General features: G+C 59.5%; 25 protein-coding genes. 1 reads left to right on the top strand and 24 read right to left on the bottom strand.

The window, feature by feature from the left end; genetic code table 11:
• Window positions 1-3: 3 nt before the first annotated feature.
• The 12 genes from ONB52_01360 to ONB52_01305 all read right to left on the bottom strand — a co-directional run bounded on the left by ONB52_01360 (window position 4) and on the right by ONB52_01305 (window position 11992).
• Window positions 4-1644, bottom strand: coding sequence for a transporter (locus ONB52_01360; protein MDZ7414789.1), 1641 nt, complete (start codon window positions 1642-1644; stop codon window positions 4-6).
• A gap of 173 nt (window positions 1645-1817) precedes the next feature.
• Window positions 1818-3230 (bottom strand): hypothetical protein, encoded by a 1413-nt coding sequence (locus tag ONB52_01355; GenBank protein MDZ7414788.1) that lies wholly within the window; start codon window positions 3228-3230, stop codon window positions 1818-1820.
• Window positions 3231-3406: 176 nt separating this feature from the next.
• On the bottom strand, window positions 3407-4453 hold the full coding sequence (gene cydB / locus ONB52_01350; GenBank protein MDZ7414787.1) for a cytochrome d ubiquinol oxidase subunit II: 1047 nt from the start codon (window positions 4451-4453) through the stop codon (window positions 3407-3409).
• Between the two features lie 236 nt (window positions 4454-4689).
• Entirely contained in the window at window positions 4690-6033 is a 1344-nt protein-coding gene (locus ONB52_01345) for a cytochrome ubiquinol oxidase subunit I (GenBank protein ID MDZ7414786.1), read from the bottom strand.
• A 186-nt stretch (window positions 6034-6219) separates the two neighbouring features.
• Complete coding sequence (locus ONB52_01340) at window positions 6220-6702, bottom strand: OsmC family protein (protein MDZ7414785.1); 483 nt, start codon at window positions 6700-6702, stop codon at window positions 6220-6222.
• Window positions 6703-6719: 17 nt separating this feature from the next.
• Window positions 6720-7487, bottom strand: a complete 768-nt coding sequence (locus tag ONB52_01335) for an energy transducer TonB (GenBank protein ID MDZ7414784.1) — start codon at window positions 7485-7487, stop codon at window positions 6720-6722.
• Window positions 7488-7520: 33 nt separating this feature from the next.
• Window positions 7521-8030, bottom strand: a complete 510-nt coding sequence (locus ONB52_01330) for a biopolymer transporter ExbD (protein ID MDZ7414783.1) — start codon at window positions 8028-8030, stop codon at window positions 7521-7523.
• Window positions 8031-8140: 110 nt separating this feature from the next.
• Window positions 8141-8602 carry a biopolymer transporter ExbD gene (locus tag ONB52_01325; GenBank protein ID MDZ7414782.1) on the bottom strand — a complete coding sequence of 154 codons (462 nt, stop codon included), beginning with the start codon at window positions 8600-8602 and terminating at the stop codon, window positions 8141-8143.
• Window positions 8603-8620: 18 nt separating this feature from the next.
• Entirely contained in the window at window positions 8621-9376 is a 756-nt protein-coding gene (locus ONB52_01320; protein ID MDZ7414781.1) for a MotA/TolQ/ExbB proton channel family protein, read from the bottom strand.
• A gap of 25 nt (window positions 9377-9401) precedes the next feature.
• Window positions 9402-9746: an STAS domain-containing protein gene (locus ONB52_01315; protein MDZ7414780.1), complete on the bottom strand. Its 345-nt coding sequence runs from the start codon at window positions 9744-9746 to the stop codon at window positions 9402-9404.
• 99 nt (window positions 9747-9845) lie between these two features.
• Window positions 9846-11489: a tetratricopeptide repeat protein gene (locus tag ONB52_01310; GenBank protein ID MDZ7414779.1), complete on the bottom strand. Its 1644-nt coding sequence runs from the start codon at window positions 11487-11489 to the stop codon at window positions 9846-9848.
• Between the two features lie 23 nt (window positions 11490-11512).
• Window positions 11513-11992, bottom strand: coding sequence for a CBS domain-containing protein (locus tag ONB52_01305; protein MDZ7414778.1), 480 nt, complete (start codon window positions 11990-11992; stop codon window positions 11513-11515).
• 26 nt (window positions 11993-12018) lie between these two features.
• Here ONB52_01305 and ONB52_01300 point away from each other — a divergent pair, with 26 nt between their 5' ends.
• Window positions 12019-12231, top strand: a complete 213-nt coding sequence (locus tag ONB52_01300; GenBank protein ID MDZ7414777.1) for a hypothetical protein — start codon at window positions 12019-12021, stop codon at window positions 12229-12231.
• 24 nt (window positions 12232-12255) lie between these two features.
• Here ONB52_01300 and ONB52_01295 read toward each other — a convergent pair whose 3' ends face one another.
• The 12 genes from ONB52_01295 to ONB52_01240 form a co-directional block, all read right to left on the bottom strand.
• Entirely contained in the window at window positions 12256-13446 is a 1191-nt protein-coding gene (locus ONB52_01295) for a formylglycine-generating enzyme family protein (GenBank protein MDZ7414776.1), read from the bottom strand.
• Between the two features lie 33 nt (window positions 13447-13479).
• On the bottom strand, window positions 13480-14310 hold the full coding sequence (locus ONB52_01290; protein ID MDZ7414775.1) for an ABC transporter permease: 831 nt from the start codon (window positions 14308-14310) through the stop codon (window positions 13480-13482).
• 151 nt (window positions 14311-14461) lie between these two features.
• The gene (locus ONB52_01285; GenBank protein ID MDZ7414774.1) at window positions 14462-14971 is read right to left on the bottom strand and encodes a nitrous oxide reductase accessory protein NosL; all 510 of its coding nucleotides are present in this window, start codon (window positions 14969-14971) and stop codon (window positions 14462-14464) included.
• Window positions 14940-15665, bottom strand: a complete 726-nt coding sequence (locus tag ONB52_01280) for an ABC transporter ATP-binding protein (GenBank protein MDZ7414773.1) — start codon at window positions 15663-15665, stop codon at window positions 14940-14942. Before ONB52_01280 ends, ONB52_01285 begins: the two co-directional genes overlap by 32 nt.
• Window positions 15666-15720: 55 nt before the next feature.
• Window positions 15721-17778: a YwiC-like family protein gene (locus ONB52_01275; protein ID MDZ7414772.1), complete on the bottom strand. Its 2058-nt coding sequence runs from the start codon at window positions 17776-17778 to the stop codon at window positions 15721-15723.
• Window positions 17779-17781: 3 nt separating this feature from the next.
• On the bottom strand, window positions 17782-18423 hold the full coding sequence (locus tag ONB52_01270) for a hypothetical protein (GenBank protein MDZ7414771.1): 642 nt from the start codon (window positions 18421-18423) through the stop codon (window positions 17782-17784).
• Between the two features lie 202 nt (window positions 18424-18625).
• Window positions 18626-20485 carry a Sec-dependent nitrous-oxide reductase gene (gene nosZ / locus ONB52_01265; GenBank protein ID MDZ7414770.1) on the bottom strand — a complete coding sequence of 620 codons (1860 nt, stop codon included), beginning with the start codon at window positions 20483-20485 and terminating at the stop codon, window positions 18626-18628.
• Window positions 20486-20539: 54 nt separating this feature from the next.
• Window positions 20540-21754: a c-type cytochrome gene (locus ONB52_01260; GenBank protein MDZ7414769.1), complete on the bottom strand. Its 1215-nt coding sequence runs from the start codon at window positions 21752-21754 to the stop codon at window positions 20540-20542.
• Window positions 21755-21913: 159 nt separating this feature from the next.
• Window positions 21914-23239, bottom strand: coding sequence for a cytochrome b N-terminal domain-containing protein (locus ONB52_01255; GenBank protein ID MDZ7414768.1), 1326 nt, complete (start codon window positions 23237-23239; stop codon window positions 21914-21916).
• 227 nt (window positions 23240-23466) lie between these two features.
• Window positions 23467-24015, bottom strand: coding sequence for a ubiquinol-cytochrome c reductase iron-sulfur subunit (locus tag ONB52_01250; GenBank protein MDZ7414767.1), 549 nt, complete (start codon window positions 24013-24015; stop codon window positions 23467-23469).
• A 176-nt stretch (window positions 24016-24191) separates the two neighbouring features.
• Window positions 24192-26093 carry an FAD-dependent oxidoreductase gene (locus ONB52_01245; protein MDZ7414766.1) on the bottom strand — a complete coding sequence of 634 codons (1902 nt, stop codon included), beginning with the start codon at window positions 26091-26093 and terminating at the stop codon, window positions 24192-24194.
• 172 nt (window positions 26094-26265) lie between these two features.
• Window positions 26266-26748 (bottom strand): Rrf2 family transcriptional regulator, encoded by a 483-nt coding sequence (locus ONB52_01240; protein MDZ7414765.1) that lies wholly within the window; start codon window positions 26746-26748, stop codon window positions 26266-26268.
• Between the last annotated feature and the right edge of the window lie 249 nt (window positions 26749-26997).

Below are 26997 nucleotides of genomic sequence, written 5' to 3'. Positions count from 1 at the left end.
GCTTCAGGACAGCAGAGTCAGCAGCACCTGCGCCAGGATGATTTTGACGATCATGGCCAGGGGATAAACCGAGGCATAGCCGAGATTGGGGAGATCATTGCGGGTTTGTTCCAGCGCAAAACCGAGTGCCGCTGGTTGCGTCTGCAGGCCGGCGAGCACTCCGATCAAAATACTCATCGGTATTTTCAACACGCGGTGCCCGATCAACAGGGTGAGAAAGGCCACCACTAGCGTGATCCCCGCGCCGGCGGCGAACAGGGCAAGGCTGTTGCCTTGCGTGAGCATGGAAAAGAAGGCGTGACCGGAGCGTATGCCGATCCCCGCCAGAAAAAGGATCAACCCGATTTGCCGCAGGGTGAGATTGGCACTGTAGGGCATGTGCCACACCAATGGTCCGGTGCGGCGCAGCGTCGCCAAAATCATCGCCACCAGCAACGGGCCGCCGGCAAAGCCGAGCCTGATCACCACGCCGCCGGGCAGGGGAATGGGCACCAGGCCCGCCACCAAACCCAGCGCCAGGCCCAGACTGAAAGTGAGGATGTCGATTTCACTGAGCGCGCGATAAGAGTCGCCGAAAAACGCGCTCACTGCTTCCATATGATCGCGGCGGGTGAGCACGCGAATGCGGTCGCCCAGCTCCAGCACGGTGTCGCCGTGCGGCAGGAATTCGAGATCGCCGCGGCGCACGCGTGTGATCACGGCGCCGTATTGCTGCGGCAAATTGAGATCGCGCAGGCGGTGGCCGGCAACCCGGGGATTGGAAACAAAGATGCGACGATAATCGAGCTGGGAGCGGTCCAAATCCAAGTGTTCGTTGCTCACCTCCCCCAAAGCCGCCGTCACGCGCTCCAAGTCTTCGGCGGTGCCCACCACGCTGAGGAGATCGCCGGCTTGCAAACGGGTTTGCTCGCCGGCCAGCGACAGCCGGCCCTCCCGCTTCATCCGGCCGAAGACCACCTGCCATCCCTGCTGCGTTTTCAACTCCCGCAGGGTCAGGCCGAAAAAATGCGGCTGTATGACGCGGAGGGTGCGGTTCTGCAGGCGCGCGCCCAGGACACCCGACTCGCGCTGACTTGCGGCCTCCCGGGCGTAATCGATTTTCCAGAACCGCTGCAGCAGATAGATCGCCAAAAGCACGCCGATCACGCCCATGGGATAGGCGAGCGAGTAGCCGATCACCGGAGCCGTGAGCAGATGCTGATTTTCGGGACCGCCAGCAGAGCGCTTGACTTGATCGAGCACGCCGGCGAGTGCGGGCGTGTTGGTCAGGCTGCCGGCAAACAGACCGGCGGTCAGCGCCGGCGGCAGCCGCAGAGCGAAATGCCAAAACACGGTCAGCAACATCGCCAGCAGCAACATGCCGAGCACCAGCAGGTTGTTGCGCAGGCCGCTGCGCCGAAAGGAGGTGAAAAAACCCGGACCGCTGCCCAGGCCAACGGTGTAGACGAAGATGACCAGTCCGAGCAAATAGATGATCTCGGGCAGTTCGAGACCGGGATGCAGGCCGCCAAAGGCCAGACCGACAAACAACACCGCCGCCACGCCCGGACTGCTGCCGTGAATTTTGATCTGCCCCAGCGGATAGCCGATGGCCGCGACCAAAAAGAGCAGCAACAGCGGTTGTGCGAGCAAAATCTGAATCACATCATTCATGAGTCAGGCAGACCAAAAGTCGGGCTGGAAGTGAAACATCAAAACGCCCGGGGGCACCGCCGCGCAGCTCCCGGCGGGCGGGAAGCAGAGACGAAGGGCAACGCACGGGAGTGTGCCACCGACCCGAAGGCTTTTCTCTGCGTGCCCGCTGTTCTCGCGATGGTTCACAGTGTCTTCATCAAATTGATCGTCAGACATGCGAGGGCGGTGAGCCCCACGATCCCCGACAGACCAAATGCTGCCTGCGTCACCACCGCAATCACGGGCAGCGCTTCGAACACGGCCATCGGCACAAGCAGGGGCATCACCCGCAGGACAACGGCAAGGTTGCCCAGCCAAAAGGTGGCGCTCACCAGGCGCGGACTCCACACCCGCTTCTTCTGCAGGAAGCCGGGCAGCATGCGCACTGACATGCCAAAAATCAACAGGGTGATAAAACCGAGCAAATACACATGGCGGCTGGCATCGCTGCTGTGCGTCAGGGAGAAATCGAAAATCTTGCTGGCGCCGGAGAGAAGGTCCAGCAGCGCGCCCAACACCAGCCAGGAATAAGCGGCATAGACCAGTCGTTCGAAACGGCCGAACTCACCGTAGTCAGGTAGGCCGGGCCGCGTTGCCGGGCGCTGCGGGCCGGGATGAAACACGCGCTTCGCGGTCCACGGCAGGCGCCAGCGTGTCAGCAAATCCAATTGCCAGACGAAAATCAAAATCACCGCGCCCCTGGCAATTCCCCCGGCCGCCGAGAGCAACATCGGCGCGGGCGTGGGCAAAGCGGCCAGCGGCGGCAGCAGAGCAAGCAACTGCAGGCCCAGGCTGATCACATACGCATACGCCAGGCGGCGCACCGGCCAGGTGACTGCCGGCAGCCGCAGATAAAGAGGAAACATGCGCACGGAAAACGCAAACGCCACCGGCAGCAACACCAGCCCGATATAAGTCTGCATGGCGAATTCGTTCCAGGCTTGCTGCACCACAACCAGGCGTTGCACCGCCATGTGAAACAGCAGAGCGGCATTGATCACGGCATAAAGATTCCAGCCGGCGAGCATCATGAGGAAAAACGGCTTGACTTGCTCGAGTGCGGGCCGCGGGCCGGTCTGAACGGCACGTTGCATCGTTCCCCACAACAATCCGGCATAGGCCAGAATGCCGGCCCACTCCAGCACCCCTGAGACGACGACGGCCCACGCCAATGGCGTCTGCCAGGCACTCTCCTGCACATAAGGCAGCAGACACTGGCCCAGCGTGCGCAGCAGCAAACCGGCGGTCAGCAGCCAGAGAATGCGGGCGCGCCATTGCGGCTTTGTCAGTGGCATGCCCGCCAGCCGGGGAAGGAAGTGCAGGCTGATGCCAATGATGAACAGCCCGGCCCAGGAAACGAGCTGAACATGGCCATGCACCTGAATGAAGCTGTAGAAACCCGGACCGAGCGGAAAGTCAAAGCCGATGACGGCGGCCACGTGTGCGCCGAGGGCGAAGCCGGCAAACTGCGCCGCCGCCAGCGCCACCCAGATGAAATCGGGATGAAACGCGGCGTGATTTTGTTGCGGGGAGGTCTGAACCGGGAGGGTACGCATGCGTCTCCTTGCTGATGCAGTTGGATAAACGGTTTGGCAGGCTGCCGCCAGCTTCACAAGCTCCGATCCATGCACAGAAAATTTCATTGAGGAAAAGTTTTCCTTTATGAGATTTCTGTGTTGGTCCGCCGAAGCCGGCCGGCAGCCCGCCCTCCGGCTGAGGACAGCAACCCGCCTCAGTAACCCTCACCCTCGGCCGGCAATTGGGTCTTGCCGCGGAAGGCATGAAAGACATAGCCAAAGTAACCCGCCGCCAGCAGCATGCCGATGAGCCACCACACCATGCCGACACTCAGGCCATATTCCTGGGCGGCGCTGTTGAAAATGGTGAGCGCGGATTGCCGGTCGGTTGAAGCCGGCAGGAGAGTGGGGAACAGACCAAAAGCGGTGCTCGCAGCCATCCCGGCGATGAACAGGCTGGAAGCAAGAAAGGCGCGGTTGTCCTGCTGGCGGGCCTGAAAGTAGGCGCCGCCGAGCCAGCCCAGCAGGCCGAGCAGGGGAAAAATGAATCCCCAGGGCGCGTGCCGGTAGTTGTCCCAAATTTCGGGGTGAATATACCAGGTGGCCAGGAGAGCCAGCAGCGAGGTGGCGAGTGTCAGCCACCAGGCTCTTTTCGCCCAGAGCCGCGCACGCGTTTGCAGGGCATGCGTCGTCTTCATCGCGAGGAAATGTGCGCCGTGTGCGGTTACAGTCGCGAGTGCCACCACCCCCATGAGCACGGTGAACCAGTCGAGAATGCCGGCTTCGGGCACCACGGTAAAGGTCGTCCACAGGGGCGCGAAGAAATAGCCTTCGGCATTGAGCGGCACGCCGCGCACCACGTTGCCGAGCGCGGCGCCAAAGAAGATCGCCAACAGCGTGCTGGCGAATGAGAAGGTCACATCCCAAAAAGCCTTCCACATGGGATGGCGGATATGATGGCGGAGTTCGATGCCGAGGGCGCGCAACATGAGCAGCCAGAGCACGATCATCAATGGCAGATAGAAGCCGCTGAAGCTGGAGGCGTAGACTTTGGGGAAGGCGAAATAGAGCGTGCCACCCGCCGCCAGCAGCCAGACTTCATTGCCGTCCCACACCGGCCCGATGCTGTTCAACACCGTGCGCCTTTCCTCCTCATTTTTGGCGACCAGCAAATGCAGCACCCCGGCGCCGAGATCAAAACCGTCCAGGATGACGTACATCGTCAGCATGAAGCCAACCGCGACAAACCAGAAGATTTCCATTCAAACCTCCGGAGGCGAATACGAAAATACCGCGGGCGCCGTGCCGGCCGGACCGATGGCTGTACGGGATCGCCGGCTGCGCCGGAGTTTCTTCCACTACGATTGCCGGAGAACCCCTGAAAATTTTCATGTGCCTCACCGGCCGTTGCAAGGTGATCACTTCGAAGATTCACGCTTGCCAATCGCCACCACGCCAAACCGATGGGGCCGTTACCACAGGCATGGCAGCAAAGGGATCAAGCGGCAGGGACAGGGACAGCCGCCGGCTCCGGCCCGTGGAAAACTTCACGCATTACCAGGAACAGAAACAGCATGCTGAGCAGGGCATACATGCCCATGAAACCCAGCAACGTGAACAGGCCGTTGCCTGCTGATACCGTGGGCGAGATGCCCTCGCTGGTGCGCAACAGGCCGTAAACCAGCCAGGGCTGGCGGCCCAGCTCGGCGGTCATCCAGCCGGCAGTGTTGGCAATGTAGGGAAAGGGAAAGCTGAGCATGAGAATCCACAACAGCCAGCGGGTGGAGTAAAGTTTGCGCCGCCAGAGTAGATATGCTGCAACGGCCATGATCGCGATGAAAATCGTGCCCAACCCCACCATGATGTGATAGCTGTAGTAGAGCAGCGGAATGTTGGTGGGCCATTGCTCGCGTGGGAAGGCATCCAGGCCTTTCACTTCCGCGCCCCAGCGGTAATAAGTGAGGAAGCTGAGCAGCCGGGGAATGTGAATGGGATTGTCCATGCGCAACTTCTCCATGTCGGGCTGGCCGATGAGGATCAACTCCGCGCCCTCCCTGGTTGCGAACAATCCCTCCATCGCCGCCAGGGTCACGGGTTGATGGATGGCCACATTCCTGCCCTGGCCGTCGCCGGTGGGAAAAGCCACCAGCACCGATGCGACCAAACCGCTGGTGACGCCCAGGCGCAGGAACACACGGCCATATTCCTCATGGCGGTGATCCAGCAGGTAAAAGGCGCCGACAGCCGACATGACAAAGGCCGCGGTGACCACCGCGCCGAGCATGTTGTGCAGGTACTGCCAGCCCAGCCAGGGATTGAGCAGCAATCCCCAGAAGCTGTTGAGATGCACCGCGCCATCCGCCGCCACCGAATAGGCCACGGGATGCTGCATCCAGGCATTGGTGGCAATGATGAAAAAGCCCGACAGCCAGGAGCCCAGAAATACCAGACAGGCCGCGACAAAATGGCCGGTCTGCCCGAGCTTTTTTTCCCCGAAAAGGAACAGACCCAGAAAGCTCGATTCCAGAAAGAAGGCGAACACCCCCTCCATCGCGAGCGTCTGGCCGATGACGCCTCCGGCAAAGGTGGAGAACTTCGCCCAGTTCGTGCCGAATTGAAACTCCATCGGGATGCCGGTGACGACGCCCATGGCGAAATTGATCGCGAAGATTTTGGCCCAAAAACGCGCGCTGCGGTTGTAATGCTCGTCTTTGGTGCGCAGGGCCAGCCCCTTGAGGATGACAATCAGCAGCGCCAAGCCCATGGTCAACTGGGGAAAAAGATAATGGAACATCACCGTGAAGGCAAAGTGCACGCGATGCACCAGCAAGGCATCTTCCATCCGCTTCTTCCTTTCTTGTTGGAAATAAAGGTGCGGGGGCAACGCCGGCCACGGCACCTGGCCTCCCCTTTCCGAAACAAAAAAGACAGCCACGAAAACTCGCGCTGTCATGCCAGATTTCCGAAAATTTCCGAACGATTCCACACACGGTTCGCACGCAGTCCCTCCCTCGTGCTCCCAGCAGAATCAGGTGCCGCCCGCTACGGGTTCTCCGGCAGCGCGGTACAGCTCCTCGCCCAGAGCATTGCTCACCACCACGGCAATTGGGATGCCCCCTCTCACGCCCGCCGTCACGACACAAAAATCTTCGAACAATTCCAGACAGCGGAGCAGGCGCTGCTGCTCTTCGGCAACCTCCACCATGAGATGAACCGCGAGCTTGCCGATGCGCAGCCGGCCCTTCTCGTTTCGCACCAGTGTGCCGTTGACCGTAGTCTTGATATTTTTCACTTCAATCTTAGCTTTTTGCAGGCAAAATAGCAAGCTCGCGCTCAGGCAATTTCCCACGGCTGCCCCCAGCAACCGGGCCGGATTGGGCCCGCGGCTGTGGCCGAGGGGCGGGGGTTCATCCACAATCAGGGGGGCGAGTTGCTCCTGGTCGAAGATCACCTTGAACTCATAATCCTGCACCCGTTCGAGCCGGAGCGCAAAGGTTCCATTTTCTGCCATGTCGCTCATCCTCCCGCTCAATTTGGCCGCGCCGCCTGTGCTTCCTGCAGCACAAAGTTGATGGGAATCGCCATCCACACCGCCACCGGTTGATCCTGCGAAATCGCCGGTTTGAACACCCATTGCTGCACCGCTGCAATGGCGGCTTCATAGAAAATTTCGGGTCCCTGCAACGGCACCACCTTCTTGACCTGGCCTTTTTTGTCGATCAAAGCTTTGACGAACACCTTGCCCTGCACGCCGGCTTTGCGGGCAAGCTCGGGATAGACGGGCTGCACACGTTTGATGATCGCCGGCGGCGTTTGGAAGGGGACAAATTCATCGATGGCCGGTTCCTCCTCCCCAAAAAGCAACTCTTCCGCACCGATTACCAACGAATCACCGCCGCCCGTGCCTTCCCCGGCAGTGAGCGGCGCCTGATACTGCGACAACTCCTGCTGGGTGGCAATGGTGGCCTCCGGTGTGATTTGCGCATCCGGCACCGGCACCGGGATGCCCACGGAAGGCCGGGCCACCGGCGTCGATACGGCGATGGCGGGCATGGAAGAGGCGGCAATCGAGGGCGGGGGACCCAGCTCGGCGATATCTTTGATCACGCGCATGCGCACCATGCGCACTTCCGGCTCTTTCGACCACTCGCGCCCGCCAATCCACAAGCCGATGGCCACCAGGTTGAAAAGGATCGCCACCCCCAGGGCCCAGGTCAGGTAGCGATTGTAAACTGCGTGCAGTTCCGGCGCGCCGTAGGGGAAAAGCTGGTAAAGCTTGAGACTTTTTGCTGTCATCTTGGTTTCTCCTTTCCCGAAACGGGAAACGCGCTAACCGGCATTGGCCTGCAGTTTTTGCAACATTTCCAGGTCACTGGGCTTCATGGGCGCCAGGCTGAAGCGGTTGACATTGGCCAGCTCCAGCTCGTCCATGACATCCACCATCAAGTGATACTTGCTTTTGGGATCGACCTTGATCAGCGTGATCAGCTTGGGATTGGCGCGGTTGCGCTCATCGAGAAACTTGCGCAGATCCTTGAAGTCGATCTTCTCCGGCGTTTCGATGCCAAGATTCCAGTAGATGCTGCCGTCCTGCAGCACGCGCAGCGTGAGCAGGTTGGACTCCGCCACTTCGACATCAACGTTGGTGGGCGGCAGATTGATCTCCATGGTCTGCGGCCGGCTGAACACGCTGGTCAGCATGAAAAACGTCAGGAGCAGGAAGGCGATGTCCACCATCGGTGTCATGTCGATGTGGATGCCGACCCGCTGGATCTTGCGGGGCCGGCTCTCGTCTTCCACGGTTTTTTTGGCGGCTTTTTCACCAAAATTCATTGCCATAAGACTGGCCCTTCCTTCATGGGGAGCGTTTTATCCCTCGGCCGGCGCCCGTGCTCCCACACTGGCGAACGGGCAGCGGCGCTACCCGGTTCCCGCCTGTGGCGGCGGTTTCACTCGTTGTTGCGTTCGAGATTGGTCACCAGATTGAACCGGGTGAGGTTGACCTTCTGCATGATGTCCATCACTGCCATCACCACGCCGTATTCCGTGTCGCGGTCGCTTTTGAGCACGGCGCGCAGCTTGGGGTTGGCCACGCGCGCTTCCACCAGCTTGTGTGCCAGCGACTTCATTTCGATCGGTACTTCGGTTTTGAGCATGTACTCCTCGCCGAAAAGCCGGCGGCGCAGAAACTGCGAATCGACCCCAAGGTAAAGATCCCCATCCTTGGCGATGGTGATGGTCAAAACATCCGATTCCGGCAGTTTGATTTGCGAATGGGAATCGGGCAGGACGACATCCACTTCCGCAGGCGGGCGAAATTGCGTCGTCAGCATGAAAAAGGTCAACAGCAGAAAGGCAATGTCGACCATCGGCGTCATATCCAGCCGAATGCCGGTACGATGCGCTGCCATGAGACCTCCCTCCCGGGGTTAGCGTGATTCCCTGCCCTTGCCCGTCAGGATTTCGACGACGGAGTAGCTCGCCTCATCGATCATGTAGGTGAAGCGGTCGACTTTGTTGACAAAATAGTTGTAGAACACGATGCCGATGATCGCCGCCATCAGACCGCCGGCAGTGTTGATCAGCGCTTCGGAGATGCCGATGGAAAGCTGCACGGCGTCGGGGGCGCCGGCATGCGCCAGGGCGCGGAAGGCGCGAATCATGCCAATGGTGGTGCCGAGCAGGCCCACCATGGTCGCGATCGAGGCAATGGTGGCCAGTGCCAGCAAGTTTTTCTCCAGCAGCGGGATTTCCAGCTTGGTGGCCACGTCAATGGCGCGCTGGGTTTCCTTGGCGACCTTGTCCATGTCGCTGTCGGGCTTCTGGTTGACGCGTTGATAGCGTTCCAGACCGGCGCGGATGATGTTGGCCATCGAGCCGCGCTGTTCATTGCAGGCATTCAGGGCGGTATCGACATCGCCGTCCATCAGGCTGCGCTGCACCTTGTGCAGGAAGTTGACCAGCGCACCGCGGCCCTGGGCTTTGTTGAGCGACAGGGCCCGCTCCACGATGAAGGTGATGTCCATCATCAGCAGCAGCATGAGCAGGATGACCAGCGGGCCGCCCTTGTAGATGAATTCCAGACCGTAGCGGTCGTTGGGCGCGCCAAAGATGCCGTAATAAATGTAGGCTGCCACCGCAAATTCGATCAGAATGACGATCAGCAGGAAGAGATTTCTTTTCATGACTCGCCTCCGAGAAGGGGTTGATTCAAGCCGTCGCCAGGCTGGCGAGCGCTTCTTCTTGATTGGGGAAGACGTGGAATACTTCCGTCAATTTGGTGATGACCAAAACGTTTTCGACACTGTCGCGCAGGCCGCACAGCAGCAGCCGGCCGCCGCGTTGCGCATACTCCTGATGGGCCGCCACCAGCACCCCGATGCCGGTGCTGTTGAGATAGGGCACCTTCTCCAGGTTGACGATGGCGAGTTTGTTGTCCTCCTGCGCCAGGTTGTGCAGCGTTTCCCGGAGCGCAAAGGTCTCGTCGTTGCCCGTCAGCGAGGTCTTGGGCGAGATCATCACCACCTTGCCACCAGCCAATCGTTCCACTTTCATGACCTGCCTCCCTGTGGTTTGGGCTTGGGAAACTCGGCCTCCGAGTTTGGGCCCGGCCTGCAACCTTCACAGATTGTGGGCGCCCTTCTGGCAACCCCGCTATTGCTCCAGCAGCTTCAAGCCGCGGATGGCATCTTCGTTTTTCGGGTTGAGTTGCAGCACCCGGCGGTAAGCGGCCATGGCTTCTTCGCGCTGCCGGTTCAGCGCCAGGCCTTGCGCCAGCCAGAGCCAGCCATATTCACTTTTGGGCTCGAGTTCGACATGCTTGCGCAGCATCTGGATGGCCCTGCCATAGTTGCGTTTGATCAAATTGTAGAAGCCGATCTGCTTCATGGCTTCGGAGTTTTTGGGATCCAGTGTCAGCACCGCTTCATATTGCTCCTCGGCCTGGGCGATCGAATCGACCTGGGCATAAGTGCGCGCCAGCGACACTCGCGCCTCCAGATAGTCCGGTTTCAGCCGCACACTGTTGCGCAAGGGCGGAATGGCCGCACGCCAGTCTTGCAGGCCGATGTAGGCAATACCCTGGTTGAAATAGGCGCCCGGCGCGGTGGAATCCGCGCGAATCTTCTTGGCAAAGCAGGGAATGGCTTCCGCATAGCGCTTCTCGATCACCAGCAGCGTGCCCAGGTCGAAGTACACATCCGCCTGGGTGGAGTCGAGCGCCACCGCCTGCTGCAATTTGGGGATGGCTTCACTGTATTGTTTCAAACGCGTCAGGCTGCGGCCCCAGCGGGCATATTCTTCGGCCTGCAGCCCGTCGTGGTTGACCATCGCTGCGAGCCGCTCATAGGCTTTGGCGGTGTTCTCGTAGTCGCGCGTGTCGTAGTAAAGGTTGGCCAGCAGGCGCTGTGCCTCCACCGCCGCGGGATGCAACTGCACCGCCTTTTCCGCCTTGGCCAGGGCGGCAGCCGGCTGGCGCGCGGCATAAAGCGCTTTGGCCAGCAAAAAAAAGCCGGGATAGGATTCCGGCTGACGGGCGACGTGGCTCTCCAGCGCGGTGATGGCCTCCGCGTAGCGCCGCGCGGTGAAATAAATGTTGCCGAGATCGAAGTATGCCTCGGGATGATCGGGCGCGAGCCGCACCACTTCCTGCAGCTCGGTCAGGGCCTCGTTGAAGTTGCGCTCCTTCATCAGCAGCTTGCCGAGGGTGTAATGCACCTCCACCCGGTTGGGTTCGAGCCTGAGCGCCTCGCGATAGTTGTCGATGGCCAGTGTCGGCACTTTCTGTTTGGCGTAGGCATCGCCGAGCGCGACATAGATATTGGCATCGTGGGGCGAAGCCTCGCGTGCTTTGAGCAGGGTAATCAAAGCCGCATTGAGTGAATCTTGCGCCAGATAGACCTGGCCGAGCACGAACAAAAACCGGCCCGGATTCTCCTTGAGTCTGGCGCTTTCCTGCAGGACCGCCCTGGCCGCTTCATACTGGCGCAGCTCCAGGTACAAAAGCCCGAGGGCATGAACATAATCGCCCTTCTTGCTGTTCAACTCGCGCGCCCGCTTCAGCTCAGCCAGGGCCTCCTCGCGCTGGCCGGTTTGCCAAAGCGACATGCCGAGATAGTAATGCGCCTCCTCGGAGCCGGGATTGCGCTGCAACTCTTCGCGCAACAGGGGAATGGCCTCGCCGTACTTTTTGCCTTGATACGCCTCACGCGCCGCCAGCAGCAGTGTTTGCTGCGACCAAACGGCGGTGCCCATGGCCAGCACCCCACCGAGCAGGATGATTCGAATGCGAGTCTGCATGGTTCCCTCGACAGCTTTCTTCATTACGGCATGTCCCGGATGACTTTGAGCAGGTCCATGGTGGTGATGATGCCCACCACCCGCTCCCCCTGCGTCACCAGGAGCCGATGAAGGCGTCCGCCGATCATGGTATCCGCCACCTCCTGAATGGGCGTCATTTCATCCACCTTGAAGACGAACGGCGTCATGATCTCCCGCACCGTGACCAACGGCCTTTCTTCCACATGAAACGAGCTGATCTCCTCCGGCGAAAGCCGGTCCTCCCAACCGTGCAGGTAATAATCATGGGGCTCGTCCGCACGGGCGCGCATCTCGGCGAGGCTGTCATGCTGCACAATGTCCGTCAGCGAAACCACACCAATCAGCTTGCCGGTTTCATCCATGACCGGTGCCCCTGTGATCGCCTTGTCGATGAGAAATTGTGCCAATTCTTCGATCGTCCAGTCGTCCGGCACCGCGATGACATGGGGATTCATCACGTCTCTGGCGGTCAACGGCTTCATAACAGCCTCCTGATGGTGAGCACACGATGTCGTGTGATCTGCTTCATGCCCTGATTGAGCAGCAATGGTGCCAAAACTGTCAGGGCAAAACCGGGCCGCTTATGTTTTTGAATGTTATCCAATTAGACCGCACGGTGCGGCAGCAAATCATGCCGCGAAATTCTTCCTTCTCGGAAAATGACAAAGGGCTTTCGCAAACTTGGGAAAAGCCGGCAGGTGATTTGGGAGAAGGACAATGACAGGCAAGTGGCGCAGTGGCGGCCTCAGGGCAGCATCCTGGCCACCAAACGAAAACCAATATCTTGCGAGCTGTGCTCGGGCTGGAAGGCATCGCGATAGGGAAGGTACAACAGGGCCACGCTGGCACTGTACCATGAGCCGCCACGGGCCACGCGCAGCCCGGCGGCCTCCTCATGGTTGCGGTCATCATCGCGAAACGGCCGCTCACGATTGAAGGCGCGAAGGAGGGATTGCGTCCACTCCACCACGTTGCCGCTCATGTGATACAGACCATAACGATTGGGGCGAAAAGAGGTGGGAGATTGCTGCCAGCCCACGACGGTCACGGGCACATCGGGGTTCTTCTTCCAATTATACCAGGGAATCTCGCGGTCGCTGATGAACAGGCTGAGGCCGTAATCGAAGTTGTCTGGACCACGTGCCGCCTTCTCCCACTCCGCCTCGTTGGGGAGCGTGAACAACCAGCGACCGCCACCGATTTTCCTGGTGAGCCACTTGCAATAGGCATTGGCTTCGAACCAATTCACCCACACCACCGGCTGATCCGGCTGGCCGAAGCGCACATAGTCGGGAGCTTGCGGTGACAGCAAAGCGGTGGCCTGCGAGGCATTGGCCATCTTCCAGCGCCGGCCGGCGGCGGTCCAGTTGCGGTCATCGGCATAGCCGGCGGAGTCGCGCAGAAACACGCGAAACTCCTCATTGCTGACCTCAAACGGGTGAATGAAAAAGCTGCTGAGCCAGAGGTAATGCGGCTCGCGGGGATTCAAACGGTCGCCAAAGAGAAAGCTGCCGCTGGGGATGAAGACAAACTCGGGCAGCCCGGGCAACAGCCGCGGCGGATAAACTTGCGGTGCACGCCGCAGGGTAACGTAAAAGGCGCCACCGTCATCGGGGCCGGCCCGATAGCCAGCCAGCGGAACCGGGAGGTGCTGCGTGCGGCCTTGATGCCTGACCTGCAGAAAATAATTGCCCGCCGGCAGCCACATCCGGCGGCCATTGAAGGCGGCCACTCGGGTCGTGTCGTCCAGATTTGCACCGGCGCGAAACAGCACAACCTGCGCGCCGAGCTGATTGGCAACGACCAGCTCGGTTTCCCTATGTTCATAGTGAAGCTGTTCCAGACGCGCCTGCTGCCGTGACCACTGCACGTACACCAGGATGGCCGCCACCGCCGTGATCGCGAGCGCGCCTGCCGCAAAGACCTTCTTGTTCACCGGCTCCTCCACGCACTACGGCGCGCCGCGGTCTCATATATCCTGGTGCCGCAGCAAGCGCTGCGAAACCCAGAGTGGAAAGCAAATCCAGACAGCGAGACCCAACAACAACAGCGCCACGCTCGCCGTCTTGCCACCCAAAAACCGCAGCAGGGCCGCACCGGCCGCGCCAAAGATCGTGACGCCGTCAAGGATGATCAGCGCAGCCACCCGCACCATGTCCACCGGATTGCCGAACAGCGAGACAAAGAGAAAGGTGTTCGCCGACCCGCCCCGCAGCCACACCGTCACGCCGATTGCCAGCAGATCATAGAAGAAAACAAAGAAGAACCAGAGAAACAGCGCCACCCCAAAGGCCCTGGTCTTGCGCTGGTTGGCGGTGGCCACCAGTGCCGCCAGGCAAAGAAACACCAGTGCCAACAGCAGCGCCAGCGCCACGAACAGGCTGTAGCGCAGCAACCCGCCCATCCCGTTGGCCGCCACCACCAGCGCACCCGCCAGCGTGAAACCGATCAGCGTCGACAACGCCATTGATCCGAACACCCCCAGCAGTTTGCCGAGCTGCACCTCGCTGCGCAAAACCGGCTGGGAGTAGAGCAGCTCGGTCGCGCCCTTGTCACCGGTAAAGCTCAGCGTTCCCATGATGAGCGCCACCAGCGGCACGAGATAGAGCACGAGATTCAGAATGCTTGCCGAAGTGCGGGTGAAATTCTGCATGCCGGAGAAGCCTTCCGCCCGCATGCCGAAGTAGGAAATGCTAAGCACCAGGGCGCCGAACACCACCGCAAAAATCAACGTCCACCTGTTGCGGATGTTGATGGTCAACTCCTGCGTCGCAATCTCGAGAATGATTTTCCATTCCATGCCCTTTGCCTTTCGTATGAGTGAAGTCCGGCTTGGGCGTGGCGAGTTTTCGAATTTCGCAAAATCCGCTGCCCAAGTCGGACTTCGCCCTTTAAACCTCGAAAAGGAGCCGGCCACTGGCACCGGCGGCTGCACCTCGCTCCGGCTGGCCTCAGCCACCGGGCGGAAAACGCGCGAGCAGGCTGCGCGCCGCAAGCGAGTCGGCAAAGGCCACCCTGCCGGAGCCCATCGGGGTACGCATGCCGGTTTGCACGATGATGGCCTGCGCCAGCGGCAGCCAGCGCTGCGTGGCGTAATCCGTCACGAAGGCCGCCGCCACGGCTTCCTTGCCGGCGCGCTGCATGAAATTTTCCAGGCAGCGGAGATCGTCGAACTTGTAGACCTCGCCGGTGGTGGTGCGTATCTGCGAAGCAAAGGCGCGTTCGGAGATCGCCATGCGGCAGGAGGCGCAGATGTCCTCCGGAAAAATGTCCACCGGCTTGCTTTCGGAAGAACCACATCCCTGAAAAAGAAAGCAGGACAACGCCATCACAAAACCGGCCAGAGACGCGCAGCTCGCACGGAGGCGGAGAGGTTGCACGCGTTTGACCGTTTCCTTGCGCCGGCAAGGCCCGCGCAGCGCGGCTTTTTCACCGTTCTTCACGCTGATGACTTTCGACATAGTGCAAATACATGTCTTCGATGGTGCCGTTTGCCAGGAAGGTCCGGCGCAGGCTTTCAATCGATTCCTGCGCCACCAGTTTGCCACTCACAAAAATACCGACGCGGTCCGCCAGTTGTTCGGCCTCGGCGAGCAGATGCGTCGAGAAAACGATCGTTTTGCCCCGGCGTTTTTGCTCCAGAACAAATTCGCGAAAGCGTTTCACGCCCACCGGATCGAGATTGGCGGTCGGCTCATCGAGCAGCAAAACCGGTGCATCCGGCAGCGTGACCACCGCGAGCCCCAGGCGTTGAATCATGCCGCCGGAGAATTCACTCACCGTCTTGTCCGAAAAGCCGTTGAAATTGCTGCCGGCCAGCACCTGATCGGCGAGCGCCGGCGGCAGCCGCCGCACGCGGTCATAGAAACGCACCACTTCGCGCGCCGTCAGATTTTCGGGGAAGACCACGCGCTGCGGCAGATAGCTCAGCAGCCGCTTTGCCTGCTTGGGAAAGCGGTGCACGTCGATCCCTTCGATCAGGATGCGGCCGGCAGTGGGAAGGTTCAGGCCCACCATTGCCTTCATGGTGGTCGTCTTGCCGCTGCCATTCGGCCCGAGAAAGGCAAACACTTCGCCGCGTGACACGGTGAAGGAGATGTCATCGACCGCGGTGAATTTGCCGTAGCGCTTGGTGAAATGTTCGACCTGGATCATAAAACAACCCTGCCGGGATGAAAGTGAAATCCGGGACCGGCCCGTTGCCCGCCGCTCACCGCAGGCGGTTGCCGCCGTGCCCGCGCAGTGCCACCGGTCGCATCAGGGGATGCTCGTCCATTTCGCGGTTGACTGCGATGAGGGGAAAAGCCTTGGCGGCCGCCGCCAGGGCCTGCGCCGCCGGGCTGTAAAGATAGAGCCGCAAATGAGGATGCCGGCCTTCGAGATAGTCGAACACATTTTGAATCTTCATCGGAAGATCGCCGATGCCGTCGTGGTCGAGATCGTAGCCGTCGTAGCTGCTCCAGTAATTGCCCCGGCCGTTGGCGCTCCAGGCGCTGAGCGTGCGTTTGCCCACCAGCAGCAGCGGATTCAGGTTGTCGACGAAATTGTTCTCGCTGAAGGTGTTGCGCTCGGAGTTTTGAAACATCTGCAGCGCAATGTCATTGCGGGCGATGAGATTGTGGCGGAAGCGGTTGTTGGTCGAGGCTTCGAAAAACAAGCCGACGGCGTTGTCGGCAATCACGTTGGAATCGGCCACCGAATCATGGCAGTCTTGAAACAGGATGCCGAAGGAGGCAAAGCCGCGGTTGTGGAGGAAGTCATTGTGGCGCAGGTGAATGCCGCGCGAGTACATGATGGCGGCGCCGGCGACATTGTCGTAAAAACGGTTGCGCAAAAAGACATTGGAATCGGCATACATGTAGTGCACGCCATAACGCAGATTGAACACCTCGTTGCCTTCCAGCCAGGTGTGATGGGCATTCTGAATGTAAAAGCCGTCGCGCGCCTGCGTGATGCGGTTTGCGATCAGCCGGTTGCGCTGCGAATTCCACAGATGAATGCCGCTGCCGCGCTCGCCCATTTCCAGCTCTGCCCGGCCGCTGATGTGATTGCGCATCACCAGATTGTCGTGGCTGTGAAAAAGATAAATGCCGAACAGCACGTCGCGCAGCTCATTATCGGCCACGCAATTGTGATGCGATTTGATCAGAATGCCGGCGTCTTCATGCACCAGCATGCGGCCGCTGTGCTCGACCACGAAACCCTGGAACACGCAGGAGTCGGCCGTGATCAACACCGTGCTGCCGGTGCCGCTGCCCCGGATCACCGGCTTGCCCAGCCCGAGGAGTGCCAGCTTTTTATCGAGATGCAGATTGCCGCGATAAATGCCGGGCGCCACCCACAGCGTGTCACCCGGTCGCGCCGCTGCGATGCGCGCCGGCAAATCCCCGACGGCTGGCAGGACTGCTGCGCCGGCAGCAGGCAAGCGCGGTGACGGGTTGGGGGCGGAGCTGCCCTCACTGCCGGCCCGGGCGCTGCGGCCGAGCAACAAGGCAAACAGCAGCGCTTGCCACAGCAGCACCAGACCCAGCCTGCGAAAGTTCACTCGGGTGGAGAGTTTGAGTGTCCCGTAAAGCGCATGCAGGGTCATTGGTACAAAAGCGATCACGGCAAACAGCGTCGTCCCGTGGCTCACGGCGAGCACGGCCACCACTGCCAGCGCGAAAACATGGTAGGCGAGATTCAGTCCACCCAGTCTGAGTTTCTCCTGCAAGCTCAGATGCGCTTTTTTCGTCGCCGTGGCGGCCAGTTTCATGTGCACGTAGATCATGCCGCCGCCGAAGAAGAGAAAATTCAGCAGCCAAATCCAGGCGGCGGTGAGGTCAAGCCTGCCGGTCACGACATAATAACCGCTGGGAGCGCTCAACGTCAAACCCAGCGTGGCGAGCAGATCGCTGATTATGGTCTTGCCGCGGCGGCGCGTGAGGAAAAAATTCGCCAGAAAAAGCAGAATGGCCAGGCCGCCGATTTCCAGCAGCGCCCATCTCCCCTGCACCAGCAATGGCAGCACAAAAAGCACGCCGGCGGTGAAGTAGACGGTTCCCCAGAAACGCGCCGCCGCTTTGTTGCTGTCCGGCGCGGCACCGCAGGCGGCGCGCAGCATCATCTGCGCGGGAACGTAACAGAGAACCACACTCAGCACCGCCAGCGCGAGCCAGAGCACCGCGGATGTCACTCTTCCCGCCAGGCTGGCGCCCACCAGCAGCGGCACAAATACCACCGCCCAGGCACCGTGTTCCCCGGGCATGAGGGGAGCCGGCAACTTCATTTCTCATCTCACCATCGTTTTATGCCAGCTTTGCCTTGACAACCACATGGCTGCCAGCAGCAGCACCGGCAGACAGACCATGAAATACGTTCCGGCATCGGGCAGGCTGTAGACTTCGAAATTCGCCAGCGTATGATGCCCGATGATGGGCGGCGTGAAGGGCGCCACCTTCACCGCCGCGGTGGGATCGAGCTGATGGCCGTAGAGAAAGAGTTTGTGATAAAAACTCCACAGGGAAAACAGGCCGAAATAGGAGAAGAGCACGAACAGGTCGACCAGCTTCGACATTTTCCCCAACACCACCACGCGCAGTGCCAGCAGCATCACCCCGCCCACCACAAACGGAATCCATTTGAACTCGGTGAAGTCGTCCTCATGCAGCTCGCGCATGCCGATGTAATGATTGAGCGTGTTGATCTCCCGCAGGTCATCGCGATAGGCCGACTGGCCGCCCGCCAGTTTGTAGGAGTAGATTTTCAAAACCAAACCTTCGGGAAACTGGTTGGAATAGAGCGTCATGCGCCAGAGCGGGAAAAAATAGGTGGGCAGCAGCAGCAGGGCGCCCACCAGAATCACGCCGCGACTGCGCAGATCGATCGGCATCTCCAGAAATCGATTCAGCTTGTCGATGTACTTTTGCATCATGGTTTTCCTTGGTTGCGCAAACCTGCTGCAGCTCCCCGCTCCTGCTCACCGCTCTTACTCTTACTCTTACTCCTACTCTTACTCTTACTCCTACTCCTACTCTTTCTCCTACTCCTCTTTCCTTTAATCTTGCTCGTTTCTCAAATTAGTTGGAGTGAGTATGAACAGGAGCAGGAGCGAGAGCGCAGAGACGCGCCGTGCATCAGCCTTTCACCAGCAAATAGCCCTGCATCTCCTGGTGCAGCGCCGAGCAAAAATTGGTGCAATAGAACGGATAGACGCCGGCCTTGTCAGCCACGAACTCGATGGTCTTGGTCTCGCCGGGATCAACCACGACGTTGATGTTGTATTCATTCAGCCCGAAGCCGTGCAACTCGTCGGTGGTTTGCTCGATGTTGGTGAGATAGATCGTCACCTTGTCGCCCTTGTTCACCTCGACCTGCCAGGGCGTCATGCTGGAGCGCACCGCGACCATGTAGACTTCAACATTTTTGCCGTTGCGCACCACCCGTGCATCCTTCACGTCCCAAACCGCATGGGGATCCTTGTTTTCCTCCCTGGGATACACTTCGATCGGATTCAACTTGTCCGCTTTGATGATCTGGGCGTAGTGGGGCTCCGGCTCGGTGAAGGCATCGTAGAGCAGTGCCATCTTCTCGCCACTGATGTCAATCAATTGTGAGGACTCGGGCTGCGACGGTCCAACGCTCAAATGCCGGCCGTGTGACAGCTTGTTGAGCGCCACCAAATACTTGCCATCCGGGCTTTTGGTGTCGCCTTCCGCGGCGGCGAGATGGCCGATGTTGTACGACACCGGAATCTTGTCCACCACCTCCCAGGTGCCGAGCCGCCATTTGGCAATGGCACTTTCAACGAACAGCGAGGTGTAGGCAAAACCTTTGTCGTCGAACTGGGTGTGCAGCGGGCCGAGGCCGACGTTGACTTCGGCATCCTTGACGCTGTCATAGTTCAACACCGGGATGCCATCTTCCTCACCGGTGAAATCCTTGTTTTGAATCGCGGTGAGCATCTTCTCATAATTGAACACCGTGGTGATGCTCTGCAGCTTGCCGCTGGCGATGATGTACCTGCCGTCGGGGCTGACATCCACGCCGTGCGGTGATTTGGCCGCGGGCAGCAGATAGACCACGCCGGCCACCTCTTTCGGATCGATCACCTTCACGCCGCCGATCATCTTGAACTTGCCGTCCGCAATGGCCTTTTCAGCATTCCGCCAATTCACCGCGATGACGTAGTCACGATCCTTCTGCGCCGAGCTGACTTCGAACTTGTCGGTCAGGCCGGTGGCGCGTTCGCTGTTGTAGCAGGTCCAGAAACCCCACTCCGCGCTGGGCCCCTTGCCGGCGTCGCCCAGATCATAGTTGAATGGCGGCATCAGCACCTCCCAACCGAGCGACATCTCGCCGGTGTTTTTGTCGACGGCGATGCCGGCCACCACGCCTTTGAATTTCGTGGCGTAGTCCTGCGCGTTCTCGTAGGTGCCCTTGGGCAGGGGAATCGAGAAGCGCGAGCCGGCCAGCACATACTCGGTGTTTTCCGTCACGAAAGAGGAGCAATGGTTGCCGGAGACGTTGGGAATCGGACCGAGAATTTGCTTGGTCTTGAAATCACGCAGATCGATGCGCGCCATGCGGTTGTTGGCATTGTCGGAAATGAACAGCCAGCGGCCATCATAGTCGCCATTGGTCTCGCTGATCGCGGGATGGTGGGCATCACCCCAGGTGAACCCGCCGAGCATCTCCTTCGACTCCTTGTCGAAGCCATAACCGGTGGCGGGATAGGGCGTAAACACCGGAATGGTGGCAATGTGACGCATGGAGGGGATACCATAAACGTACACCTGGCCGGAATGCCCGCCGGATTTGAAAATGTAATACTCGTCCAGATCACCGGGTGCCACATAGGATTTGAGCGCCGCCTGCTGCACGTCCGAGCGGGCGCCGGCACGCCCCTTCTGCTCGCCACCGCCGCCGCAGCCTGCCTGCAGAGCCAGGCCGGCCAGAAATGCCAGGCCGGCAATCAAAAAAAACTTGCCTCGCATCAGAATTCCTCCTTTGGGGTTAAACAGAGAACCATGACCTGTCTGCCACACCAATCATTTCGTGGTCGCACGTTGTTGCTGCTTCAGCTCGTAGGCGTAACGCATCTTTTGGATGGCCTCCTGGCGCTGTGCCGTGGTCAGCGGAATCATGGTGGACAACACCACTTCCATCGTGCCGCTCGGCCGCAGGAAGAAATCATCGAGCGTGCGCCCGAAGCGCGCCTGCACATCCTCGACCGCCAGCGCCAAATCCGGGCCGATTTGCGCCGCGGCTTCGATCTCCAGGGTCGACACCGAATGGCAGACAAAACACTTGTTCTGCACGAAAAATGCGCCCGGGCCTTCCCGCATGCGCTTTTCTTTCTCCATCTCCGCTGCAGTGGGAATGTCACGCACGTTGTGATTGGGCAGATACGCCAGCGGCAGATCCACTTTCTTCCAGCTCATCACCAGCATCGCCAGGGCCTGGGCGTCCATGCTGGAAAAGTTGAAATTCGGCATCACGGTTTCCGGCACCAGCTCTTTGGGATTCTTGAAATGCGCCACGTGCCAGGTGAACGCCGAGTGAAAGCCTTTGATGCGTTCATAGTTGTATTGTTCCGGCGATTTGTCACCCACCCAGGTCAAATCCGGCCCCACCGTGCCGCCGCGGCCATTGATGACGTGGCAGGCGCGGCAGCCTTTCTCATTCACCAATTGCTTGGCGCGGTTGATATAGTCCGCGCCCCTGGTCTCCCGGTCATAGCGATGACAGGCGTTGCAGTTCATCTGCAACAACGCCTTTCTGTCACTCATCACGTAGAATTCTCCCAATTCCCGGCCGAGCACGGGCTCCTCCCAGTGCGCAACCAGGCCGTGTGCCGCCTGCTTATCGGTGGCATAGCCCTGCCCGCCATGACAGATGGTGCAACCGTACCTGGCGAGAGGATGCTGTTGCAAAATCTCCGCGGGATGAGTCCGAAACGGCTGCGGTGCGTTTTCCAACCCCTTCCATTCGACGCCGAGATGGCAGGTAAGGCAGCGATCGGCCCGGTCAAGCTCTTTGACGTAGATTTGTTGCAGGCCGGTGGGTGCCAGCGCGGCGCGCTCCGGCCCGAGCTTCTCCGCCACCAGCTCGCGGAACTCCGACTGATACCGCCGCCACTCCGGTGTGTAGTACCGGTAAAAGATGAACGCGGTGAGCAACAGCACCACCATACCGAGCAAGCCCAACAAGAGCCGGTCGGTGTTTACAAAGGTGAGTTTGTCATTGATGGTCTTGTGATCCATAACGTTCCCGCTTTTGCAGCAGCCTTTTCCGGGGTACGAGGTTCGTGGTTATGGCTTTGCGTTTGAACCGCTTGCACGCCACGCGGGGTTTCTGCGTGGGCCGGGCATTTTTCAAGCATCTACTTCCGGCACCCCAAGGGGGCACGACAAACCTTTTAGTTAGAACTTCACCGGCATCTCCGGCCACGCTTCCCATGGCCAGTAGAAATTCCAGTACGGCCCGCGCAGAAACGTGCCGATGATGATGAACACGATGATCAAGGCACAGATCGCCAGGAAAATGAAGTTTTGCCGGCTGCGTTCCTTCGCAAACCACACGCCCACACTGCTGAGACCCGACCGATCGCGATAGGGCCACCACACCGCCAACACCAGCAGAAGGCCCGGGAGCAGGATGCCGCCAATCAGCGCACCGTTGATGGTGAAGGAGCCGATCCGGACGGTGGTGAGTGTGACGATCTCCTGCAGCCAGAGGAAATACCACGGTGCTTTCGCCGGGTTGGGTGTGACGGCAGGGTTGGCGGGTGCTTCCAGCGGTGCACGGAAAATGATCGTCAAGACGAAGGTCACGGCGAAGGTCAGCAGCGTCACCAGCCAAATACGCCGCAGCAGATGCGGCGCGGAGGGGACGGTGTTCTTTTCCTCGTCCACCATCGTGTTCTGCACGTGCACCGTGGTGCCGTTGGTGAGGCCGAGCAGAGAGTAGGTTTTGGATTTGACCGGTGCAATCTTCTCCGGAGTTTGTTGCCGGGCTTCGCGTTCCGTCACCGCCAGACCGCCATCCTTGCGCACCCGCCACATGTGATAGGAAAACAGCAGCAGCACCAGCATGGGCAGGAAGAAAACGTGCAGCACGTAGAAGCGGATCAGCGTGCCTTGTTCAATGGTGTTGCCGCCCAGCAAAAAGAAGCGCACCGCTTCACCCACCAGCGGCGCGGAGCGTGCGATGTTGGTGCCGACGGTGATGGCCCAGTACGCCAGTTGATCCCAGGGCAAAAGATAGCCGGTGAAAGACAGCAACAGCGTGAGCAGCAGCAGCACCAGCCCGATGATCCAGTTCAACGGCCGGTTGGCGCCGACCGCGCTGCCGTTCTTGTAGGCGCCGGTAACAAAGACGCGCACCATGTGGAGAAACACGGCCGCCACCATCAGATGTGCCGCCATGCGGTGCATGCCGCGCAGCATCCAGCCGAAGGCAACGACGAATTCGATGTCCTTGACCGAGTCATAAGCACGTTCCACCGAGGGCACATAGAGAAACATCAACACCACCCCGGTGAAGACGAGGATCATGAACAGCACGAAGGAGATCGTGCCGAGCCACAGGGAGTAGCGCCACGACAGGCTGGCCTTGCTGATCTTGTTGGGAAACCAGTGCAGCAGCAGGTTCTTGACGATGGCATCACCGGCTTCCTTCTCACTGGCCGGCCGCCACGTCCAGGTCAGTTTATCGTAAAGTTTTCTCGTTGAATCGATAACGGGCATTGGTGACTCCCTCGTTTGTCGCCGCCGCGCAGGGGTCGCCTGCGCGATTGTTTCCGGTAAAATTCTGAAAAACCCTCACCTGTCGTGGTGAGACCTTTGCTGCCGATGCCATGGCCTGTTTCCGAAGGGGGGCAGCGCGAAGAAACACCCGCAAATGACTCTCTTGTTTCTGCCTTCCCATTGTCAGCAGGCCTGTGGCATCGGAGGGCGTTGCCACGACCGTCCGCTCATACGGTCAGCCGGAAATTCTGCCCGACTTCACTGCCCATATCGACCACGAGCTGGCCGTCATCCGGTGAAACTTCCAGCTTGTACCACTGCAAGGGCCGCGGTGCCGGCCCGGCGTAGTTCGTACCCTCGGCATAGAACTTTGAACCGTGGCAGGGGCAGTGAAACTCAAATGGCACGGTTTTCTTCTCACCGCCGATTTCCACCTGCTTGGGCTGATTCAGCCTGGTATATTTCACCGTGCAGCCGAGGTGTGTGCACGCCGCCGAGATGGCATAAAACGTCCTCCCCTCCTTGAACACGTACAGCCGTTCGTCTTCGAAAAAAGTCACACCCTCGGCAAGCTGGGCAGGCAAGCCGATCTTGAGCTTCTGCGGCGGCTCATACAAGACATTGGGAATAAGCGCACGAAAGGACTGCCAGCCAAAACCCGCCAGGCCCGCCAGCATGCTGCCCAACCCGAGTTTCTGCAGAAAGGCACGCCGCGTCTCCGGCTGACCATGCCCGGCTGCCGTGGGGGGTGATTTTTTCTTCTGCAAGAGCTTCATATCATCACGCCTCAGAGAGAAGTAGATATCACCAAAAGTGATTGATGCCGTTGGGTTGCACTTCTACTTTTTTACTCCAACTCTTACTCTTACGCTTACTCTTACTCCACACCTTCCTCATTCCAACTTTGCGGGCGCGCGGCCGCCAGCGCACGCGTCAATCGCGGGCGCCGGTCTCAAGCAGCCTCTTTTTCCTCGTAGTAGAACACTTCCATCGTCATGGCGTCGGTGGGGCAGCGAATGGCACACAAACCGCAGCGAATACAGGTCTCGTCGTCTTTCAGCATGGCTGCCACCGGCTGAAAGGGATCAAGCTGGTAGTGTTCGAGCAACGTGGACCGGGTTTCCGGGTCGAGATCGAGTTGTTCGAATGGCACGAGTTTCAGGCAATATTCCGGACAGATGTCGACGCAGCGGTTGCACAAGACACATTTCTTGGCATCGTAGATCGTCTGAATGTGGCAGGCCAGGCAGCGCTCCGCCTGACGCCGTGCCTGCTCCTCGTTGTAGCCGGTTTCGACTTCGGAAATCCCGGTGCGGCGCTGCAGGTCAATGGTGGGCGGTGCTTCCCGGCGGTGCTGTTCAAAATTCTCCGGACGGGTGAAACGCCGGGTCGGAATCTTTTCAATGGAGAGGTGGTAGAAAGTCGTGAGCCGGACGCCGCGTAGGTATTCATCGATCGACAGCGCGGCGCGCTTGCCGTTGGCAATGGCGTCGATAATGTTGCGCGGCCCGAAGGCCACGTCACCGCCGGCATAGACACCTGCTGCCGTGGTGGCCAGAGTCTGAGGATCGACCTTGATGAAGTTTCCCGGGGTCAGCGCGATGCCATCAGAAGGTTTAAGAAAGGACAGATCGGCCTGCTGGCCGATGGCGAGAATGACCGAATCGGTCGCGAAAATTTCGGAGCGAGTAGGGTCATATTGCGGATCGAAACGTCCGTTTTCGTCATAGGTCCGCTTGACACCGATGAACTCCACCGCTGTGACTTTGCCGTTCTCGCCAAGGAAGCGTTTGGGCCCGCGCTGCGGATGAAAGATGATGCCTTCGCGTTGCGCTTCTTCGAATTCTTCGTGCCCTTGCGCGGTGCGCAATACGGGCATCTCGGCAAATGATTCCAGACTGGCAATGTGCACTTCTGTGGCGCCAGACCGCATGGCGGTGCGTGCCGCATCCACCGCGGTATGGATGGACTCCAGCCCGGCCTCCGGCTCGCTGCGCAAGGCCATGCGCGCCGCATCGAAGGCCACAAAACCGCCGCCAATAACCAGCACCCGCCTGCCGAGATTGATGCGATAGCCGTTGTTGATGTTGATGAGGTAGTCGATGGCTTTGATCACCCCGTCGAGATGCACGCCTTCAATGTTGAGGTCACGGCCTCTTTGTGTTCCGACGGACAGAAAAACGGCTTCGTAGCCCTGTTGCTTCAGCTCGGCAATGCCGAATTGCTCGTTGAGCGGCGTATTGTAACGGATCTCCGCACCCAGGCTTCTGATCTTTTCGATCTCCTTGTCGATCAGGCTGCGCGAGAGGCGATACTCGGGGATGCCATGCCGCAGCATGCCACCCGCCTGCGCGGTGGCTTCAAAGATGGTGACACGATAGCCCATCATCGCCAGATCATGTGCGCAGGCCAGACCGGCGGGACCGGAGCCGATGACCGCAACTTTTTTGTTCGGCGCGACCTGCTTGCGTGTCTGAATCTGCACCGGCAGATGCCAGCGCCATTTATTGCCGGCCTCTGCACCGCCTGCGAACAAGTCGTCCTGGGTATCCGGCGCAAGCGACTCGACGCCGAACTTTTCCGTGACAAAACGTTTGAGGGCGCGAATGCTCACCGGGGCGTCGATCCTGCCACGACGGCAGCGGTCTTCACAGGGCGCGGCGCACACGCGGCCGCAAATGCTGGCAAAAGGATTGGGCGAGCGCGCGGTGAGATAGGCCTCGCGGTAGCGTTGTTCGGCGATAAGCTGAACATAGCGCCCGGCATCGGTGTGAATCGGGCAGCCGATCTGGCACGGCACCTGTTCCTGCCAAAAAGCCAGACCGGGAAGCGTGACGGCGTATTTTTCAGACATAAATATCCGATTTTTGGTTATACTGGGTCGTACAAATGTTGCGCCAGAAAACAAGACTTTTATATCTTGTTTTTACAGGACGGCTTATCACCGCCCGGGCGTGAGGCAGGCGCCCTTTTTGCAATCCTGCAAATTGTGCCGGTAAATTTTCGCAGAACTGCGAAGACTGCAGTTATGGCGAAATGCGCGATTTGGAAAGTGCAAGCCGTGTTTTGGCGGGCTTTCTGCCTGGCCGCGTACCGGATTTCTTCATCAGGGAACTGCTGGCGAGAGTCTCGCTCCGAAGAGTGTTGACGATGGCGGAACGGATCTCCTTCCAATGATCATGGAAAGGGCATGGATTGCAATCGCCGCAGGCGGGCAAGCCAAGTGCGCAGTTCTCCACCAGCGCCGGGCCGTCAATGAGATCCACGACATCCATCAGTCTGATTTGGGCGGGCGGTCGCGCAAACGCAAAGCCGCCGCTCCGCCCCTTGGTGGAGGTCAGGATGTCACCCTTCACCAGAGATTGAAACGTCTTGGCCAGAAAGGGAGCCGGCGTGTGCGTGCGCTGCGCCAGATCCTGAACGGTCCACGATTCCTGCTCCTCCTGGCGTGCCATTTCAAACAATGCTCGTAGGGCATATTCACAGGCACGGCTGAATAGAACAGGCATGAGAGCATCTCCTTGGTTGAATTCTTCCAGTTGGGGAATATCGCGGCTTTCGCAGGCCTGACATGCGCAATATAACACATCTGAACGGCATTGGCAATAAATAAGATAAAAAAATCCGAAAAAGTGCTTGACTATGGAAAAAAGAGGCTTATATTTCCGCCAGCGTCAAAAAAGGATAAAAAGTCCACTATTTGTCGCCGGGCGACTACCTCTTTCCACCTCCATCGCCGGGATCTTGCCTCCGGCGGG

The organism is candidate division KSB1 bacterium (assembly GCA_034506255.1).
GTDB classification, from domain to species: domain Bacteria; phylum Zhuqueibacterota; class Zhuqueibacteria; order Zhuqueibacterales; family Zhuqueibacteraceae; genus Coneutiohabitans; species Coneutiohabitans thermophilus.
This window is presented reverse-complemented; position numbering and strand designations above follow the sequence as displayed.